This window comes from Sphingobium chungangianum (assembly GCF_977014255.1).
Genome location: NZ_CDRNIV010000006.1, coordinates 2,701,078 through 2,719,813 on the forward strand (window position 1 = coordinate 2,701,078; position 18,736 = coordinate 2,719,813).

Below are 18,736 nucleotides of genomic sequence, written 5' to 3' on the forward strand. Positions count from 1 at the left end.
CGGCCCGTCCGCCCAGCGCAAGCGGTCAGGCCAGGAAATCGCCGCTCGCGATTCGCTCCAGCCCCGCGACATTGCGCGCATAGACATAAGTCCATGCATCGATCGACCCCGCCGCGCTTCGGATCTTAATCTGCTCCCGCGCGAATTCATGAGGCGCGGGAAAATGCGCCGCGCACTCCTCATGCTCGTCAAGGATGGCAAGGATGCCGTCAGGATCAGGCAACCGGTACAGCTCACCCGTGACAATTCCGTCAGCATCGGGAACGAAGCCGGGATAATAATCGATCCGGTAAAGCGCACCGCTCGCAATGGCAGCACCCGCAAATTCCGCCACTGATGCCAGCCAGCGAGCCATATCCCCTGAAAACCCGGGCCGGAGAGACCCGTAGACGAATAGCAGAGGCTGGCTCATTGCGCGTAATCGCTAACAATAAAAAAGCCGCCCTGACAATAGCCGGGCGGCCTTTTTGAAATTCCCCGAAGACGAGGAATGAAGGGGAGCGATTAATCGCTCAGGCGTAGAGCACCGAGTAGAAGGTCAGCAACTGTGCGCCAACCGCAACCATCAAAGCAACGCCCTGCATAGTGTGCCGCATGTTTCGTTTCCTGCAATTTTTGTTTTGCGCCCTGTTTGGACAAGAACGCATATGATGGAACACGCCCTTTGCCTCAATCGCAAAGGACGCGTTCGCAGTTGCAGCAAATGCAACAGCCCTGTCACCCCAATGCAACGATCATCGCTTGGGCCGCGGCGGGCGCACGCACTTTGGCCCCGCTGATGTAGAAAACGAAGACGTCACCATTATCCGCCATCGCTTGCGCCTTTTTTGCCCAGCCGCCAATTTCCCTGGACGAATAGCCGGTCGCTTCCTCCTCCCGCGTGCGCATCAGGCGGCAATAGGAAAAGCCCACATCATGGCCGACAATGGCAGGATATTCGTCATGGTCGGCCAGCACCACCGCCGCACCCGCATCGCGCGCCAGTTGCAAAAAGGCGGGATCATCGAAACTTTCGTGCCGCACCTCCAGCGCATGGCGCAGCGGGACGCCATCGACGCTATCAGGCAGCAGCTTCAGGAAAGCACCGAAATCTTGCGGCTCGAATTTCTTGGTCGGCATGAACTGCCACAGGATCGGACCCAGCCGATCGCCGAGTTCCGCGATCCCCTGCCCCACGAACTTGCCGATCGATTCCCCGGCCTCCCCCAGCACGCGGCGATTGGTGCAGTATCGCGACGCCTTAACCGCGAACTGGAAGCCGTCGGGCACCGCCTTGGCCCAATTGGCGAAGGTCGCGGGCTTTTGCGTGCTGTAATAGGTGGCGTTGATCTCCGTCGCGGTCAGATGCTGGCCGACATAGGCCAGTTCATCCTTCTGCCGCAGCCCTTCGGGATAAAAGGTGCCGCGCCATGGCTCGAACGTCCATCCGCCAATGCCTACCCTGATGCGTCCCGCCGCCATGGCACTCTCCTTTCAGCACTTATCCTGACGGCTGAACGCTGCCCGGAACAGAGCAAATGTCAGGAAGCCGCCTTGCGCCGCAGGCCGATCAGCCACGGCTTCACTCCGCGTGTCGGCCGCGCCGTTCCATCCAGCCTCTTGGCGCGAATGATCGTCACCGGCTTAACGATCATCTGCCCCCGCATCGGCCCCGATCCGCAGCAGGTCGGCATGGCCAGGATGCGGCGCACGACATCCATGCCAGCAACCACATGGCCGAAAGCGGCATAGCCGATATAATCCCCCCGCGCGTCCATATTGGGCGTCGCGCCCGCCGTGATGAAGAAATTGCCCATCGCCGAATTCGGCCGGTTGGGCCGCGCCATCGACAGGGTCGCGTCGAGATGCCGGATGCCGGTCTTGCTGGTCGGCTCATGCGGGATCGGCGGCAGGGACCGGCGCGCATCGGTATCGATTCCACCCTGGATCAGCCCCAGCCTCGCATCGCTCTTGCGCCGCGCCGCCCGGTAAAAGGTGACGCCATCGAACCGGCCGTCATCGACATAGGCAAGGAAATTGGCCGAAGTGCGCGGCGCCCGCTTGTTGTCGACTGCAACCACGATCGTGCCAACCGACGTCTCTATCGCAACGCGCGTATAGCCGGGGGTAGGACGATTGCCGGGCATGCTCCATGCAGCCGCCGGAAACACCATCAACAACAGGGCAAGTGCGCGCAACAGGGCAGCAGAAATCGGCGGTCTAACCAAGGATCTATCGTCTCCATTCCAAAGCACACGGGCGATGATCGCGCTACAGGACGAACCGTGCGCTCGCCAGTGGCCAACGGGACGTCTCCCGTCCCCGATCAGTCCGCCTTATGCCGTCCGTTAAAAAAGGAGGTGAGCCGGAATAAAAGCGCGACGGCACGCGTAAGCGTCGCATCATGGCAACGCTTCTCCACCTCGACCGCTCGCCCCGCCCGCCGATCGCCGCCCGAGATGCAAAGCGGCCAATGCGGGTCGCCCTATTTTCCGGCAATTATGACTGCGTACGGGACGGCGCGAATCAGGCGCTCAACCGGCTGGTGGATTATCTTCAGGCGCGCCATGGCGTAACAGTGCGCATCTACACCCCGCGCGCGCCAAAGCCCGCCTTCGCCGCCGTTGGAGATATCCAGGCCGTTCGTTCGCTCGGCTTGCCGGGACGGCCCGAATATCGGCTGGCCCTGGGCCTTACGTCCGCCGCGTGCGCCGATCTCGACAGCTTCGCCCCCGACATCATCCACCTATCAGCGCCCGACTGGCTTGGATGGCAGGCGCTCGGCTACGCCCGGCAAAATGATCTGCCCGTGATCGCCAGCTTGCACACGCGCTTTGAAACCTATGCGGACTATTATCGCCTGTCCTTCCTGCGCAAGCCGATCGAGCGCTATCTCGACCGCTTTTATGGCCGGTGCGACCGCATATTGGCGCCGACGCTGCCCATCGCCGATGAGTTCGCCAGCGCTTATGGAGAGGCAAAGGTTTCGATATGGGGCCGGGGCGTCGATCGCGCGCGCTTCCATCCGTCACTCCGATCCGACGCGGTGCGCGCGGCCTATGGCTATGATCGCGAGGATGTCGTGCCGCTCTTCTTTGGCCGCCTCGTCCTGGAAAAGGGGCTGGACGTCTTTGCTGAGACGATCGCGCTTCTGCGTCAGCGTCACCCTGGGCTGCGTCCGCTGATCGTGGGAGAGGGACCGGCCCGCGGCTGGCTGGCACAGCGCCTGCCCAATGCGACCTTTGCCGGGCATCTGGAGGGGGAAGCGCTCGGCACCGCCATCGCCAGCGCCGACATATTGATCAATCCCAGCGTCACCGAAGCCTTTGGCAACGTCAATCTCGAAGCTATGGCGAGTGGACTACCCGTCGTGTCGGCAAACGTGCCGAGCGCCGCCGCTCTTGTCACCCATGATGTCACGGGCCTGCTGGTCGAACCGAAAGACGCGGCCGCCTATGCCGCCGCCGTCGAACATTTGATCGGCGACCCCCGCCGCCGCCGCCGCATGAGCGCGATGGCCAGCGCGGCTGCCGAACGCTATGACTGGGACGATGTCCTTGCGCCTGTTTATCAAGCCTATGCCGATTGCCTGGCGGATGCCCCACCGTCCGCCATGGCCCGGGAACTGATATCATGCGCTGGCTGAAAAGCGGGACCGGCGGCCCGATCGGCGACGACCTCACCGCCATGCGCCGCTATGCCCGCTCCCTCGCGCGCGACGATCAGGACGCGGACGACGTGGTCCAGGACGCGCTGGTGCGCGCAATCGAGCGGCAGAACAGCTTTCAACCCAGCCGTAGCAGGCGCCAATGGCTGCTCGCTATCGTCCACAATGTCTTCATATCGGGCAAACGGCGCGAAGCCGCCGAGGCGCGGCGCGACGCGCGCTTTGCCGAAACGGTGATGGCGCATGTCGATGCCGGGCAGGAACATAGGGTGCAGCTTGCCCAATTGGGGCAATCCTTCGCCGCGCTGCCGGACCATCATCGTTCGGTCCTGCACCTGATCGCTGTCGAAGGCATGACCTATCAGGAAGCGGCCGAGGTGCTGGACGTGCCGGTGGGCACCATCATGTCACGGCTGGCGCGGGCGCGGGCGGGCTTGCGCAACTCCGGCAGCGTCGATGGGCGGGCGACGTTGCGTCTGGTTGGAGGACAGGATGACTGAGGAACCCGCCGATCACGAATTGCACGCCTATATCGATGATGAACTGGACGATGCCGGACGTTTTGCCGTGGAAACGCATCTTGCCGCCCGCCCTGATCTCGCGGCGCGAGTAATGGCCGACCTCAGCGCGCGGACCGGGCTCCGTCTGCTGGCGCATAGGAAGGAACAACTCTCCGGCCATTTGCTCGACGACAGCGCAGCGCTTGCGCCTTCGAAAGCCCGGCTTTTCTGGCGCAGGGCAGCGACGGTCGGCGGGACCGGGACAGCGGCCGCGCTGGCATTGCTGCTTGCGACCGGGCCTAGCCCGCCCGATTATGTCGATATGGCCGTCGCCTCTCACCGGGTCGCGCTGATCCGGGCGCACATGGCTTCGCAAATCGAAGGGCAGGCGCTCGACCATCATGAGCTTCTGGCGCGAACCCACATCTTCCTGCCCACACTGCCCGCCGACTGGAACGTGACCGACGTTCAGCTTTTCCCGGCGGGGAAAAGTCCCGCCCTTCTCGTCGCGATCAGAACCGGCGCGGGCGAGCGCCTGTCCATCTTCGCGACACGACAGAAAAGCGACGCCCCCGCCATCCCCGACACGGTACGCGAAGGCAACCAGTCCGTCGCCTACTGGCGACGCGGCGACATGTCCTATGCCCTGACAGGCGAAGGCGATCCCGGCACGATCGACCAGGAGGCGGAACGGCTGAACCAATATTGGTCCTGACCCGGCTGGATACGGAAGCTTTTGATATTAGGTGGCGGAGAGGGAGGGATTCGAACCCTCGGTACCGTTTCCGGCACGCCGCATTTCGAGTGCGGTGCATTCGACCACTCTGCCACCTCTCCGCAGAAGGTCCAGCATGTGCCGTCCCGGTCGAGCGGCGGCCATTAGCGAATGATGACCGGCTTGCCAAGCGGCCCGCACCGTATTTTTCTTGTAACACTCAGCAAGCACCCTAAATTGCTTTTCATGACCGACACCACTGCAATCTTCGGCGCCGATGTCAGCGCGCCACCTGTTGTCCACGCGCATTTCAGCATCGGCGATGTCGTAAAGCATCGCCTCTTCGCCTTCCGTGGCGTGGTGTTCGACATCGATCCCGTCTTCGCCAACAGCGAGGAATGGTATCAGGCGATTCCCGAACAATCCCGGCCGGACAAGCATCAGCCCTTCTATCATCTGCTCGCCGAAAATGGCGAAACCAGCTATGTCGCTTATGTAAGCCAGCAGAATCTGATGGCCGACGACAGCGGGGAGCCGGTGGATCATCCGGCGATCGCGGGGATGTTCGGGACCTATGCCAACGGCAAATATCAGCTGCGCCCGCTCCATCGCCATTAAGGCGCCGTCCCGCGCACGGGCATGGTGGCGGATCGCCGCCGCCCTCGCGCTGCTGCCCGGCCTCGCCGGACTCGCGGCTGCGCAGGCGCCGACCGAGCGCCCCGCGCAGGAACCGCGGATCAATGCCGATCCGACCTTCCCCTTCGCCAATGAAGTCACCGCCTTCGCCAAGGCGAATGAGAGAGACAGCGGCGCGCCCGGCGCCATCCTCTTCCTCGGCAGCTCCAGCATCAGGCTGTGGGACACAAACGCGGGCTTCCCTGACCGAAGCACCGTCAATCGCGGTTTCGGCGGTGCGACGACGCCCGACGTCCTGCGCCACTATGCCCGGCTCTTCCCCAAAGCCGCGCCCCGATCGGTACTCGTCTATATCGGCGAGAACGACCTCGCCGCCGGAGCCACCCCCGACACCGTCGCGCGCAACATACTCACGCTGCTGAAAAGGCTGCGCGCCGATTATCCCAAGGCGCGCATCGCCTATCTGTCGCTCAAACCCTCGCCCATCCGATGGACGCTCTGGCCGAAAATGGCGGCGGTCAACATGACCGTCGCAGCGCGCAGCCGGGTCAGCGGTTTTGAATATCTCGATGTCGGCAGCAGCCTGCTCGCCCATGACGGCCTGCCCGACGCATCACTGTTCGGCCCGGACGGGCTGCACATGAACCCGCGCGGATACAGCCGCTGGAACAGGTTGGTCGATGGCTGGCTCGACCGGATGGAGATGGCGGCGGCACCGGCATCGCGTTCGGCATCACTTTCCAATTGATCCACGGCCCAGCAACATTATTACCATACATCTGTAAAACACACCCAAAGGGGGACGATGCTGGTGACCACTGATTCGGCCAAGGCCCTGCCCATGCCCGCTCCCATGGCGGAACTGACGCTTCGCGGTGTCATTCTGGGTGCGCTGATCACGCTGCTCTTCACGGCGGCCAACGTCTATCTGGGGCTGAAGATCGGCCTTACCTTCGCGACCTCCATTCCCGCCGCCGTCATCTCCATGGCGGTGCTGCGCCTGTTCGCGACCGGAACGATCCTTGAAAACAACATCGTCCAGACGATCGCGTCGGCGGCGGGCACGCTCTCGGCGATCATTTTCGTCCTGCCCGGCCTCGTGATCATCGGCTGGTGGCATGGCTTTCCCTATTGGCTGTCCGCCTTCACCATCGCGCTCGGCGGCATATTGGGGGTCATGTATTCCGTGCCGCTCCGCCGCGCGCTCGTTACCGGCTCCGACCTCCCCTATCCCGAGGGCGTCGCTGCCGCCGAAGTGCTGAAGGTCGGCGCCGGCTCCCGCGAAGGACTGGAAGAGAATAAGCGCGGCCTCTCCGCCATCCTTATAAGCGCCCTCGCCGCCGCCGCCTTCTCCATCACCGCCAAGACGAAGCTGATCGCCGAAGAAGCCGCCACCTTCTTCAAATTCGGCGCAGGCGCGACGTCTGTCTCGACCAGCTTTTCCATGGCACTGATCGGCGTCGGCCACCTCGTCGGCCTGTCGGTCGGCGTCGCGATGTTCGTCGGCCTGCTGATCAGCTGGGTCGGCCTTGTCCCCTGGCTTACCGCGCCCCTGCCAGCGGGAGCCGACATCGCCGAGGTTGTCGGCACCACCTTCCGCATGAAAGCGCGCTTCATCGGCGCGGGCACCATCGGCGTCGCGGCGATCTGGACCCTGCTCAAGATATTGGGACCGATCATCAGCGGCATCCGCTCCGCCATCGCAGCAGCGCAACGGCGCAAGGCTGGCGAAGGCGCCCTGCTCGAACTCACCGAGCGCGACCTGCCGATCGGCATCGTCGGCGGCACCATCCTCGCCTCGCTCGCGCCGATCGCGGTGCTGCTCTGGTATTTCGCACAGGGCGGGCCGATCGCGGCGAATCCGGTGCCGATCCTCATCCTGACGCTCGCCTATATCCTCGTCGCGGGCATCGTCATCGCGTCGGTCTGCGGCTATATGGCGGGCCTGATCGGCGCGTCGAACAGCCCGATCTCCGGCGTCGGCATCCTCGCCGTGCTGGGCGCCTCCCTGATCCTCGCTGCCATCTACGGCTCGGGCGGCGATCCGAAACAAAGCCAGGCGCTCATCGCCTATGCCCTGTTCGTCACCGCGATCGTGTTCGGCATCGCCACCATCTCCAACGACAATCTTCAGGATCTGAAGACCGGCCAGCTGGTCGGCGCGACCCCCTGGAAGCAGCAGGTCGCGCTGGTCCTGGGCGTCATCTTCGGCGCCCTCGTCATTCCGCCAGTGCTCGATCTCCTCAACAGCGCCTTCGGTTTTGCGGGCGCTCCCGGAGCCAAGGCCACCGCCCTGCCCGCGCCCCAGGCCGCGCTCATCTCCGCATTGGCAAAGGGTGTGCTGGGCGGCGATCTCGACTGGGGCCTGATCGGCACCGGCGCGCTGATCGGCGCCGTGGTCGTCGCCATCGATGAACTGCTCGGCAAGGCAGGCAAGCTCCGCCTGCCCCCGCTCGCGGTCGGCATGGGCATTTACCTGCCGATGGCGCTAACCCTGCTGATCCCGGTCGGCGCGGTGATCGGCCACCTCTACAATCGCTGGGCGCGCCGCCAATCCAACCCCGACTTCGCCGAGCGCATGGGCGTGCTGATGGCGACCGGCTTCATCGTGGGCGAAAGCCTGTTCGGCGTCGCCTTCGCCGGCATCGTAGCCGCCACCAACAGCGACGCCCCGCTCGCGCTGGTGGCGGAAAATGAGTGGGCCGTGCCCGCCGCGCTGCTGATCTTCGCGGCGGTGATCGCGGCACTCTATGCGCGGCTGCGCCACTGGGCGAGCGCACCGCTTGGTTAGGGGGGAAGCGACCCGTTTCGACCACATTCGGTCGCTAGAGCTTCACGCATACTTTCGGATAGCCGACACACTGCAGGCTTGTTGATTCACCCAGGTGCACCCTCTATAGGGCTCGCATTCGCAAGGACCCGGTGAAAGTCCGGGTGGCTATTCCGGCCGCTGATCCGCCGGATAACAACATGCACTGCTCCTTATGCGCTGTTCAGCGCTCGTGCCCTGTTGTGGATTTTCAATGACATTAGATCTTACTACTTACCGTCGCCATTGGTTCACTGACGGTATCGCCGCCCGCCGTGACATCCTGGCAGGCATCGTCGTCGCGCTCGCGCTTATCCCTGAGGCGATCGGCTTCTCCATCATCGCGGGCGTCGATCCGCGTGTCGGTCTGTATGCTTCTGTCGCCATTGCGATGACCATCGCTCTCATAGGCGGTCGACCGGGGATGATTTCGGCAGCTACAGCAGCCGTCGCAGTCCTTGTCGTGCCACTCGTGCGGGATCACGGTGTCGAGTATCTGTTCGCCGCCACCATCCTGATGGGCGTCATTCAGATCATCGCTGGTCTACTGCGGCTGGATCTTGTCATGCAGTTCGTGTCGCGCTCGGTCATTACCGGATTCGTTAACGCGCTCGCCATCCTGATCTTCATGGCTCAGCTTCCGCAACTTACCAATGTCGGATGGGAGACCTACGCGATGGTGGCTGGCGGCCTTGCGATCATCTACGGGTTCCCCCGCATCACAAAGGCGATTCCTTCGCCGCTGGTCGCAATTCTGGTGCTGAGCGCGATTAGCATTGGTCTGGGTCTCCCGGTCAATACTGTGGGCGACATGGGTAAGCTGCCAGAGGGTCTGCCCAGCCTGGTCCTGCCCAACGTCCCTCTGACAATGGACACGCTGCGGATCATCCTACCATATTCGCTTACGATGGCAGCGGTCGGACTGCTGGAGTCGCTTCTCACTGCGCAGATCGTCGACGATATGACGGACACTGACAGCGACAAGCGGCAGGAATGCGCCGGGCAGGGCGGTGCTAACATTGTTGCGGCTCTGTTCGGCGGCATGGGCGGCTGCGCGATGATCGGCCAGTCGGTGATCAACGTAACCTCGGGCGGCCGCAGTAGGCTGTCGACCTTCGTCGCTGGCGCGTTTCTCCTCTTCTTGCTGGCGGTGCTAGGACCTTATGTCGGTCGCGTGCCGATGCCTGCTCTGGTCGCCGTAATGGTCATGGTGTCGATTGGGACGTTCAGCTGGAACTCGATTCCAAACCTGCGCCGACATCCGCCCACCTCGTCGGTCGTTATGCTGACCACCGTAATAGTGGTCGTCGCCACACATGATCTGTCGCTCGGAGTGCTTGCCGGTGTGCTGCTCTCCGGCATCTTCTTCGCCGGCAAGGTGCAGCGCATGTTCTCTGTCCAGCGCGAAGTATCGGTCGACGGCACACAGGCGACCTATCGTGTCAGGGGTGAGATCTTCTTCGCATCCGTGGAGCGGTTCAGGCGCGCGTTCAACGCAGAGGACACCGCAGAGAAGGTGCGTATAGATATCGCCGATGCGCACTTCTGGGATATTTCCGGTGTCGGCGCACTCGACAAGATCGTAGCACGGTTGCGCCGAGACGGTCGTTCAGTCGAGGTGGTCGGCTACAACCGCGCCAGTGCAGACATTGTAGATCGCTTCGCACTTCATGACAAAACCGGCTTTGAGCTGGGTGTGGTTCCCCACTAAGCCGATGGGCAGCTTTTGACGATCAACAGCTAAAGACTGCCCTTCCGCTCTCCACCCAAAACCGTCGCCCCCTCTAGGCCGCAGCAATGAAGAGGGCGGCAAATCATTTCGCCGCCCCTCCAATCACCTCTTGGCAAACCACGCCGTCAGCGCAGGCTTCAACCGCGCCCGCGTTTCGATCCGGGTCTTGATGGCGGAGATCGACCGATCCACCACCTTGCGCGATTCCGGGGTCAGATACTGGGTCGCATAGGCATCCAGCTTCACCGCCATCGCCGGATCAGCCGACCCGCCGCCCAGCCGCGCAATCGCCTGGGACCGCGCCGACACATCGATCAGCGCCTCATATTGCTGCCGGTGCGCCAGCACATAGTCCACCGCCAGCATCGGATGCTCCCCACCCACGGAGGAGATGATCGCCGCGCTGGTCGTCTTGCCCGGCTCATCCGTCATGGCGAGGTCGAGCGCCTTGCCCCCCAGCGCCTCATCCTTCGCCGCGCCCAGCAACGCGAACAGCGTGCTCCGGTCCAGCGCGCTCGTCGCGCCATTGGCCATCGCCCGCAGCTTATCCCAGGTCGCCGCATCCGCATTCCGCGCGATGATGCGCAGCCACACATTGCGCAGCGGCCCTTCCATCAACGCAGGCTCGGCAAAACGCCGCCGCGCCTCGGCAACAACCGCCTTGTCACTCATGCTACCCAGCGTCGAGACCAGCGCCGATCGCAGCACCGGCACCTGCGCGCCTTCGCCCGGCTTCGCATCATAGCCGACGCCCTTCAGCACCGCCCCCAACTTGCGCGAGGCATAGGCCGCCACTCGCGCCTGCGCCACCTTGTCGCCCTCCAGCATCGTATAGACGCTGTCCAAATAGTCCGGCACCTCGGCCAGCACAGCCGGGCTCGCATTGGCGGGCACCGCGTCCACCATGTCCAGCGCCAACCCGATCGGCTGATAACCGCCCAGTCCCAGCTGGAAATTATCCGCCATCAGCCCGATCTGGTCCATCGACGACAGCCGGGTAAAGCCCGCCGCCAGCGCCTTCACATTCGCCTGCGGATAGAGCGAGCGATAATAGCCCGTCTGCCCCGCATTGATCACATAGGGCCCGCAACCGGGCAGCGTCACCGAAGCCGTCCCATTCAGGATCAGCCGCTGCGGCGCCCCGCCGATCGTCTGCGCCATCACAGGCACGTTCCAGCGGAGCGGCGCCTTGTCCTTCCGATCGCGGCTGAACTCACCCTGCGACAGCGCCAGCAAAGTCGATCCGCCCCGGCACTGCGCGCTGTCCACCTTCACCAGCGGGATACCCGGCTGGCTGGTAAAGTCATGCGCGATACCGACCAGCCCCTTGGCCCCCGCGCCCTCGACTGCCTTCCACAGGTCGTCGGTCACGGTATTCCCATAGGCATGCGCCTTCATGTAGCCGCGAATACCCTCGCGCCACACATCCTCGCCCGCATAGCCTTCCAGCATGGTGATGACCGCCTCACCCTTTTCATAGGTGATGTCGTCGAACGCCTGGTTCACCTCATCGACGGTATGGATTTTCTGCACCACCGGATGCGTGGTCACCAGCGCATCCAATGCCATCGCCCGCTCACGCCCACCCACGCGGGTCAGCAGCATTTCCCAATCGGGCTGCAACTTGTCGCTGACCTTGGTCGCCATCCAGCTCGCAAAGCCCTCGTTGAGCCACAAATCGTCCCACCAGGCCATGGTGACAAGATCGCCGAACCATTGATGCGCCATTTCATGCGCGACGATCGAGTAAATGGTCCGCTTCGTCCCCTCCGACGTGAATTTCGGATCGACCAGCAGCGCCCGCTCGAATGTAAAGATCGCCCCCCAATTCTCCATCGCGGAGAAGAATTGGCTCTGGCCAGGCCCCGCGACATTATCGAGCTTGGGCAGCGGGAAAGGCACGCCGAAATAGTCGTTATACCAGGGCAGGATCGCCGCCGACGCATCCAGCGCCAGTTGCGCCTTGCCCGTATTCCCCTTGCCGGTGATGACGCCCACCTCGGTCGCGCCTGCCATCTTCGTTGCGCGCTCCAACTCGCCCAGCCCGAAGAACAGCAGATAGGATGACATTTTCGGCGAAGTGCCAAACGTCACCCGCGTCCTGCCACCGCCCATATCCTGCGACACCTTGACCGGCATGTTGCTGACCGCCAGCTGCCCAGTCGGCACGATCGCGGAAAGATCGAACGTCGCCTTATAGCTCGGCTCGTCAAAGCTCGGCACAAACCGCCGCGCGTCCGGCGCCTCGAATTGAGTAAACAGAGCCCTCTTCTGCGCCCCCGCATTGTCCTTGTAATCCAGCGCGAACATCCCGTTCGCCTGCGTGTTGATGACACCGCCATAGGCTATGTCCAGCTTGTAGGTGCCCGGCTGCACCGGCTTGCCAAAATCCAGCGTTACGGTCTGCGCATTGGCATCGATCTTCGCGGCACCCACCATCGCCTTGCCTTGCGCAGGCGTCAGCATAACACCGCCAATGCTAAGGTCAGCCGCATTCAACACCAGCACCGGCATCGCCTGCGCGACATTCAGGTCGACCGTCACCTTGCCCGTGAATTTGAGGTTCGCCGCATCCGGCACCACCTCAATGGCATAATGACTGGGAGCCGCCCCACGCGGCAACTGCGTCGTGATCCCCGGCGCAGGCCCGGCGGGCGTTTGGGCGATAGCAGGCTGAACAAGGGCAAGCGGCGCGGCGGCCAGCAAGAGGGACGAAATTTTGGAAAGAGACATCAGGTTCGCAACTCCGACACGTTGAGAACGGCACGGCCCGTGCGGCCATGTGCCATGATAGTTGCGGGATCGAACCTTTCTCGCCTGCGGTCAAGCGGTTGTCGGAATTTTGTTGTTCGTTTGTTTAACAGGAAGAGCTTGGGATGAGTTACTCGACCTCTCGCGAGATGCCAGCATTCGTCGGCATGACGCTAATTTTGATTTCCGTCATCCCAGCGGAAGCTGGGATCTCAGGCCGCTACATGATGAACTTAAACAAATCCCGCCACTCCGGATTGCCGGCCTCAATCAACGCAATCTTCCAATCGCGCTTCCACGCCTTCAGCGCTTTCTCGCGAGCGATGGCGAAGTCGATCTCCCCATGCTCTTCGGCAAGCACCAGCCGGTGCAGATTATATTTCCGGCAGAACGCCGAACCTTCGCCCCGCCGATGCTGATCCACCCGCGCCGCAAGGTCAGTCGTCACCCCGACATACAGCACGCCACGCCGCCTGTTGGTCATGATGTAAGTCCAACTGCGGCGCATTGAACAAGCTCACTCCAAGCCTCACGAGATGCCAGCGTTCGCTGGGATGACGGTTCAAAATTGGCGTCATGCCAGCGAACGCTGGGATCTCAAGCCGCTATACCGAACAGACGCGGCCTCAACCCCGCCCCCGATACCCCGGCACATCCTGCGCAGGCAGCCACAACCCCTCAGGCGGCTCGCCCGACTGCCAGAACACATCGATCGGAATCCCCCCGCGCGGATACCAATAGCCCCCGATCCGCAACCACAAAGGCTGCATCTCGGCAAACAGCCGCTCGCCGATCCCCACCGTACAATCCTCATGGAAAGCGGCATGATTGCGAAATGCCCCCAGAAACAGCTTCAGCGACTTCGATTCGACGATCGTCGCGGCGGGCGCATAGTCGATCACCAGATGGGCAAAGTCCGGCTGCCCCGTCACCGGGCACAGTGACGTAAATTCCGGCGCGGTAAAGCGCACCAGATAGGGCTTCCCCGGCCGGGGATTGGGGACATAATCGAGAACCGCCTCCTCCGGGCTCACAGGCAGCGCGCTGCTTTGGCCCAGATGGATCGGTGCCATGTTTTCGGGTATATCGGTCATGACCGGCCATCTACGCCATTGCACGCCTAATGTCACCGCAACCTGATCCCGCCATGCCGTTCATCTCCCGTTCAGCGTCATCATTGCCTTGGCTGCTTGCCATGGGGATGCGTCCTGCCGCCTTGATCACCTTGCCGCTGCTGCTGGCCACGCCTTCGCTCGCGCAGGAACAAGGCGGCAGTGATCCCGTCTTCACCCTGCCGCGCACGTCCCAGCCGCCAGCCGATCCCAGCCGACAGGGGCCAGAACTGGACGTATTCCGTGGCGCGCCGGTGACGCCGCCAGCCAGCACGCCCGTCATCACCCCGCCCCCGCCGGTCGTCGCGCAACCCCAGCCCCAACCAGCAGCCCCCGCCCAGCCGCAGCGCCCGACCACAACAGCGCCGCGCCCGGCCCCCGCTGAACCCGCCACGCCCGCCCGCGAGCCCGAAAGCAGCCGCCCCGCGCCCCAGCCCAAGGCACCGCAATCTCCGGCACCCCAGTCTCTGGCACCTCAGCCCGCGCCAGCGGAACCCGCCGCACCGCAAGCCGCCCCTGCCCCAGCGCCCACCACTCCCGCCGCCGAACCCCCGCTCAGCCCGCCTGCGGATGCCTCTTCCTGGGGCTGGATCGCAGGAAGCATCGCTTTGCTCGCGGCGATCGTGGCCGCCGCCTGGCTTTTCCTGCGCCGCCGTCCCGAAGAAGAACAGCAGCCCTTCGTCGAAGAGCAGAAATCCGCGCCAACACCCCCGCCTCCCGCGCCCCAACCCAAGGCGCCACCTCCCGCACCCGCCGCCGCTACCATCCAGCGGCCATGGATCGACCTCACCCTTGAAGTCCGCAGCGCCCGTCTCTCGCTGATGGGCGCCACGATCGGCTACGTTCTGACGCTCCACAATCGCGGCAACCGCAGCGCGGACGACATTTTGATCCGCACCTTCATGGCCAATGCGGACACCAACCAGCAGGCGCAGCTACAGCAGTTCTTCGCCGGAGCCACCGGACTACCGGCTCATTCCGCCGTCTCGCTCGCCCCAGGGCAAAGCCACAGCCTGACCGGCGAGCTGCGCCTGCTGCCCGACCAGATCGCGCCCGTGCAGATGGGCGACCGCGCGCTGCTCATCCCGCTTGTCGCCTTCGACGCCCAATATCGCTGGTCCGACGAACCGGATGGCGCTCCTGTCGGATCAGGCCGCACCGGCCGCGCCTTCATCATCGGCCAGGAAAAAACCCCGCCCGCCGACCGCCTCGCCCCCTTCCGCGTCGATCAAGGTCCCCGCCAGTTCCGCACCCCCGGCAGCCGCGCCACCGCGCTTGAACTGGCGAGCTAAGTCTCCCGCCACCCCTCATCCCAGCGAACGCTGAGATCTCAGGCCAGTTCGCGCCACTCCTCACGAGATTCCAGCCGTCGCTGGAATGACGACTTAACAATAGGGGAGACGAATGCCCCCAACACCCTTCCCACACCCTCATCACCCGCCTAAAAAGGTCGCCACGCACCAACAAAAGAGGCGGCATGGACATCCTCATCTCCACCGATTGGCTCGCAACCCAACTGGGCCAGGACGACCTCAAGATACTCGACGCCAGCCTGTTCCTGCCCGGCACCCCGCGCGATCCCCGCGCCGAGTTCGAAGCCGCCCACATCCCCGGCGCCGCCTATCTCGACCTCCCCAGCCTTTCCGATGCAGACGACCCGCGCCCCGGCATGTTGCCAAGCGACGCCTTCATGACCGAACGCTGCCGCGCGCTCGGCATCAACGCGGACAGCCGCGTCATCCTCTACGACAACAGCCCGACGCACAGCGCCGCCCGCGCCTGGTGGATGATGCGCCTCTATGGCGTGGGGAAGTCCGCCGCGATCCTGGACGGCGGTCTGCCGAAGTGGATCGCCGAAGGCCGCCCGACGGAAAGCGGCTGGCCCGTCATATCACGCGGCGACGCCACCGCCCGACGCGCGGAGGGTCAGGTCCGCACCAAGGACGACCTGCTCACCAATCTCGACAGCCATACCGCGCAGGTCCTCGACGCGCGCGGCGCGGCCCGCTTCACCGGCGAGGAAAAGGAACCCCGCCCCGGCATGGCATCGGGCCATATCCCCGGCTCCCGCAACATCCCGTCCGCCTCCCTCTTCAACGCCGACAACAGCATGAAGAAGGGCGATGAACTGCGGCAACTGTTCCTCGACGCGGGCACCGACTTCGCCCGCCCCATCATCACCAGCTGCGGCAGCGGCGTGACAGCGGCGATCGTCCTCGCGGGCCTCGAGTTGCTCGGCAAGACGGACGTCACCCTCTATGACGGCAGCTGGTCGGAATGGGGCCTCGATCCCTCGACACCAAAGGCCACGGGGCCAGCCGCATGAGCAAGGACCGCAAGCCGCTCACCCAATTGGCGCAGGCGGGACGCAAACCTGAATGGACCGGCATGCCCGGCCAGCCCGGCGCGATCGTCAACCCGCCGGTCTGGCGCGCCTCGACTATCCTCTATGACGATGTCGCCCATCTGCGCAGCGCGGCCCGCAGCAGCACGCACGAACGGCTCTTCTACGGCCGCAAGGGCACGCCCACCGCCTGGAGCCTCGCCGACGCGCTCACCGAAATGGAACCGGGCGCGGAAGGGACGATGCTCTTCCCCTCCGGCGTCGCCGCGATCGCCTGCGCGCTGCTTTCGGTCCTGAAACCCGGCGACCAGCTGCTCATGGTCGACAGCGCCTACGACCCCACCCGCAACTTCTGCGAACAGATACTAAAAAATTACGGTATCGAAACGATCTACTACGACCCCCTCGCCGATTCCGTTTCAATTCGCCAACTCCTTAATGAAAACACCCGCGCCATTTTCCTGGAAAGCCCAGGTAGCCTGACTTTCGAAGTGCAGGACATCCTCGCCATCACCACCCTCGCCAGGGAAAAGGGCATCGTCACTCTCCTCGACAATACCTGGGCCACGCCCTTCTTCTTCCCCGCCCTCGCCCACGGCATCGACATCACCATCCTCGCCTGCACCAAATATATCGTCGGACACAGCGACGTCATGCTCGGCTCCGTCACCGCCACCCCGGAATATTTCCCCAAGCTCCGCCAAACAGCCCATCTCCTCGGCCAAATGGTCAGCCCCGACGACGCCTGGCTCGCCAGCCGTGGCCTCCGCACGCTGGGCGTCCGCCTGAACCAGCATCAGGAAAGCGCGCTCCAGATCGCTCGCTGGCTCGCCGAACAACCCGACGTGGCCCGCGTCCTTCACCCCGCACTGCCAAGCTGCCCCGGCCATGAGAACTGGGCGCGTGACTTTTCCGGCTCCAGCGGCCTTTTCAGCTTCGTCCTGAAAGGCGGCAATGAAGAAGCCCGCGCCGCGCTGATCGATGGCCTCGAACATTTCGGCATAGGCTATAGCTGGGGCGGTTTCGAAAGTCTGGCCTTGCCCGTCGATCCAGCACGCTACCGCACCGCCACCATATGGCAGGCGGAAGGCCCGCTCGTCCGGCTGCAGATCGGTCTAGAAGATCCCGCCGATCTCATTGCCGACCTCGATGCTGGTCTCGCTCGTTTCCGCAAGGTCCGGGGATGAGCCGGAGCCTCCCCAACCTGCTGGCATTTCTGCCCGGAAATCCGGCGATCGTTCATCCCCTTGTAGCGCTCACGATCGTGGGGGTTCTATTCCTGATCGCCGATGGAATTGCCCATATCGCCGCCCCGCGCCTGCGCCGCCGGGCACGACCATTAGGGGAAGCGTTGGCCGGACATTTCCGCCCCATCCTTCGCCACAGCCTTGGAAGCGGTCTTTTCGCCCTAGCTGTCATGCTATGGCCCGTCGGCGCGCTCGCCCACCTCATCCTTGGCGGAGCCTTCGCGCTCTCCGTCGCCTTGCTCGCCGTCCATATCCTGCGCAGCCTCGCCATTCCGCGCTGGGCTGTCGTTCCGCTCGCCCTGTTGCTGTTCATCATGATCCTTTCCGGCAGCAGCGGCGGCTTCGCGCCCGTTGCCGACATGCTTGATGGCATTGGCATAGACCTTGGCAAACGGCGGATCACGTTGCTTGGCCTTGTCAGCACCGCTGCGATCTGCGTCCTGCTTTTTGCGCTGGTGCGGCTCGCCAATCGCCTGTTCGCTCGCAGCATCGACCGTGCCAAAGGGCTCGATCCCACGCAAAAGCTGCTCGCTCAAAAGCTCGCCGCCATCGCCGCCGTCGTCGCCGCCTTCTTCATCGGCGTCGATCTGCTCGGCATCGACCTTACTGCCTTCGCCGTCTTTTCCGGCGCACTGGGCCTGGCGGTCGGTTTCGGCCTGCAAAAAACCTTCGGCAATCTGTTCGCCGGTATCATCCTGCTCATGGACCGCTCGATCAAGCCGGGCGACGTCATCGTTGTCGGCGACAGCTTTGGCTGGGTGAACAAGATCGGTGTTCGCGCCGTCTCCGTCCTAACCCGCGACGGTAAAGAGCATCTGATCCCGAACGAAAATCTGATGACGCAGGAGGTGGAGAACTGGTCCTATTCCGACCGCAATGTCCGCATCCGCATTCCAGTCGGCATCGGTTACGACAGCGACCTCAAGCTCGCGCAGGAGCTCATGCTTCGCGCCGCGCAGGAAAGCCCCCGCGTCCTGCGCAATCCCAAGCCCAATGTCTGGCTGACGGGCTTTGGCGAAAACCGCGTGGAACATGACATATTGGTGTGGATCAGCGACCCGGAAGGGGGCGTCGGAAGTGTCAAATCGGACGTGCTGAACCGCCTCTGGCTGTTGTTTCGCGAGCATGGGATCACGATCCCCTATCCACAGCGGGTGGTGCACCAGGCTGCGCCAAGCGCTCAGCCTTTTGTTGCAGAGTAGCAACATTTTGGACGTAAAAGACAACCAATAGCAATAATTTCT

17 protein-coding genes, 1 tRNA gene and 1 other annotated feature are annotated in these 18,736 nt (G+C 63.6%); of the genes, 11 read left to right on the forward strand and 7 right to left on the reverse strand.

The features are described from left to right. Positions 1-25 precede the first annotated feature (25 nt). The 3 genes from ACWNC0_RS20390 to ACWNC0_RS20400 form a co-directional block, all read right to left on the reverse strand. Positions 26-412 carry a gamma-glutamylcyclotransferase family protein gene (locus ACWNC0_RS20390; protein ID WP_449474275.1) on the reverse strand — a complete coding sequence of 129 codons (387 nt, stop codon included), beginning with the start codon at positions 410-412 and terminating at the stop codon, positions 26-28. Between the two features lie 305 nt (positions 413-717). Further along, positions 718-1,461 (reverse strand): DUF72 domain-containing protein, encoded by a 744-nt coding sequence (locus ACWNC0_RS20395; RefSeq protein ID WP_449474277.1) that lies wholly within the window; start codon positions 1,459-1,461, stop codon positions 718-720. 59 nt (positions 1,462-1,520) lie between these two features. After that, complete coding sequence (locus ACWNC0_RS20400) at positions 1,521-2,153, reverse strand: peptidylprolyl isomerase (protein WP_449474685.1); 633 nt, start codon at positions 2,151-2,153, stop codon at positions 1,521-1,523. A 230-nt stretch (positions 2,154-2,383) separates the two neighbouring features. Here ACWNC0_RS20400 and ACWNC0_RS20405 point away from each other — a divergent pair, with 230 nt between their 5' ends. Genes ACWNC0_RS20405 through ACWNC0_RS20415 form a run of 3 tightly spaced genes read left to right on the forward strand, consistent with a single transcriptional unit; the run spans position 2,384 to position 4,861 of the window. Beyond that, positions 2,384-3,625, forward strand: a complete 1,242-nt coding sequence (locus tag ACWNC0_RS20405) for a glycosyltransferase family 4 protein (protein WP_449474279.1) — start codon at positions 2,384-2,386, stop codon at positions 3,623-3,625. Beyond that, on the forward strand, positions 3,613-4,146 hold the full coding sequence (locus ACWNC0_RS20410; RefSeq protein ID WP_449474281.1) for a sigma-70 family RNA polymerase sigma factor: 534 nt from the start codon (positions 3,613-3,615) through the stop codon (positions 4,144-4,146). Before ACWNC0_RS20405 ends, ACWNC0_RS20410 begins: the two co-directional genes overlap by 13 nt. Then, on the forward strand, positions 4,139-4,861 hold the full coding sequence (locus ACWNC0_RS20415) for an anti-sigma factor family protein (RefSeq protein WP_449474282.1): 723 nt from the start codon (positions 4,139-4,141) through the stop codon (positions 4,859-4,861). The genes ACWNC0_RS20410 and ACWNC0_RS20415 overlap by 8 nt, the downstream gene beginning before the upstream one ends. A gap of 32 nt (positions 4,862-4,893) precedes the next feature. On the opposite strand, the gene ACWNC0_RS20420 is transcribed toward ACWNC0_RS20415, so the two are convergent. Further along, positions 4,894-4,983: transfer RNA gene (locus ACWNC0_RS20420), tRNA-Ser, on the reverse strand. 124 nt (positions 4,984-5,107) lie between these two features. On the opposite strand from ACWNC0_RS20420, the gene hspQ reads away from it, so the two are divergent. The 4 genes from hspQ (at position 5,108) to ACWNC0_RS20440 (ending at position 10,017) form a co-directional block, all read left to right on the forward strand. Further along, positions 5,108-5,479, forward strand: a complete 372-nt coding sequence (gene hspQ, locus ACWNC0_RS20425) for a heat shock protein HspQ (protein WP_196224676.1) — start codon at positions 5,108-5,110, stop codon at positions 5,477-5,479. Further along, positions 5,436-6,245, forward strand: a complete 810-nt coding sequence (locus ACWNC0_RS20430; protein WP_449474284.1) for a GDSL-type esterase/lipase family protein — start codon at positions 5,436-5,438, stop codon at positions 6,243-6,245. Before hspQ ends, ACWNC0_RS20430 begins: the two co-directional genes overlap by 44 nt. A 105-nt stretch (positions 6,246-6,350) precedes the next feature. Next, entirely contained in the window at positions 6,351-8,288 is a 1,938-nt protein-coding gene (locus tag ACWNC0_RS20435) for an OPT family oligopeptide transporter (protein ID WP_449474686.1), read from the forward strand. A 121-nt stretch (positions 8,289-8,409) separates the two neighbouring features. Continuing rightward, positions 8,410-8,465 (forward strand) — a sequence feature (sul1 is cis-regulatory element that is thought to sense ions involved in sulfur or methionine metabolism; They are found in Alphaproteobacteria). Between the two features lie 55 nt (positions 8,466-8,520). Next, positions 8,521-10,017, forward strand: a complete 1,497-nt coding sequence (locus ACWNC0_RS20440; RefSeq protein WP_449474286.1) for a SulP family inorganic anion transporter — start codon at positions 8,521-8,523, stop codon at positions 10,015-10,017. Positions 10,018-10,140: 123 nt separating this feature from the next. Here ACWNC0_RS20440 and ACWNC0_RS20445 read toward each other — a convergent pair whose 3' ends face one another. The 3 genes from ACWNC0_RS20445 to queF form a co-directional block, all read right to left on the reverse strand. Beyond that, positions 10,141-12,771, reverse strand: coding sequence for a M1 family metallopeptidase (locus ACWNC0_RS20445; protein ID WP_449474288.1), 2,631 nt, complete (start codon positions 12,769-12,771; stop codon positions 10,141-10,143). Between the two features lie 238 nt (positions 12,772-13,009). After that, on the reverse strand, positions 13,010-13,297 hold the full coding sequence (locus ACWNC0_RS20450; protein ID WP_449474290.1) for a GIY-YIG nuclease family protein: 288 nt from the start codon (positions 13,295-13,297) through the stop codon (positions 13,010-13,012). 118 nt (positions 13,298-13,415) lie between these two features. Beyond that, a complete protein-coding gene (queF, locus tag ACWNC0_RS20455; RefSeq protein ID WP_449474687.1) occupies positions 13,416-13,862 on the reverse strand; it encodes a preQ(1) synthase in 447 nt (148 codons plus the stop codon). 122 nt (positions 13,863-13,984) lie between these two features. Between queF and ACWNC0_RS20460 the strand changes: the two genes are divergently transcribed. The 4 genes from ACWNC0_RS20460 (at position 13,985) to ACWNC0_RS20475 (ending at position 18,694) form a co-directional block, all read left to right on the forward strand. After that, positions 13,985-15,193 (forward strand): hypothetical protein, encoded by a 1,209-nt coding sequence (locus ACWNC0_RS20460; protein WP_449474292.1) that lies wholly within the window; start codon positions 13,985-13,987, stop codon positions 15,191-15,193. 185 nt (positions 15,194-15,378) lie between these two features. After that, a complete protein-coding gene (gene sseA, locus ACWNC0_RS20465; protein ID WP_449474294.1) occupies positions 15,379-16,227 on the forward strand; it encodes a 3-mercaptopyruvate sulfurtransferase in 849 nt (282 codons plus the stop codon). Beyond that, a complete protein-coding gene (metC, locus tag ACWNC0_RS20470; protein ID WP_449474295.1) occupies positions 16,224-17,432 on the forward strand; it encodes a cystathionine beta-lyase in 1,209 nt (402 codons plus the stop codon). The genes sseA and metC overlap by 4 nt, the downstream gene beginning before the upstream one ends. Continuing rightward, positions 17,429-18,694 (forward strand): mechanosensitive ion channel family protein, encoded by a 1,266-nt coding sequence (locus ACWNC0_RS20475; RefSeq protein ID WP_449474297.1) that lies wholly within the window; start codon positions 17,429-17,431, stop codon positions 18,692-18,694. The genes metC and ACWNC0_RS20475 overlap by 4 nt, the downstream gene beginning before the upstream one ends. The last annotated feature ends 42 nt before the right edge of the window (positions 18,695-18,736 follow it).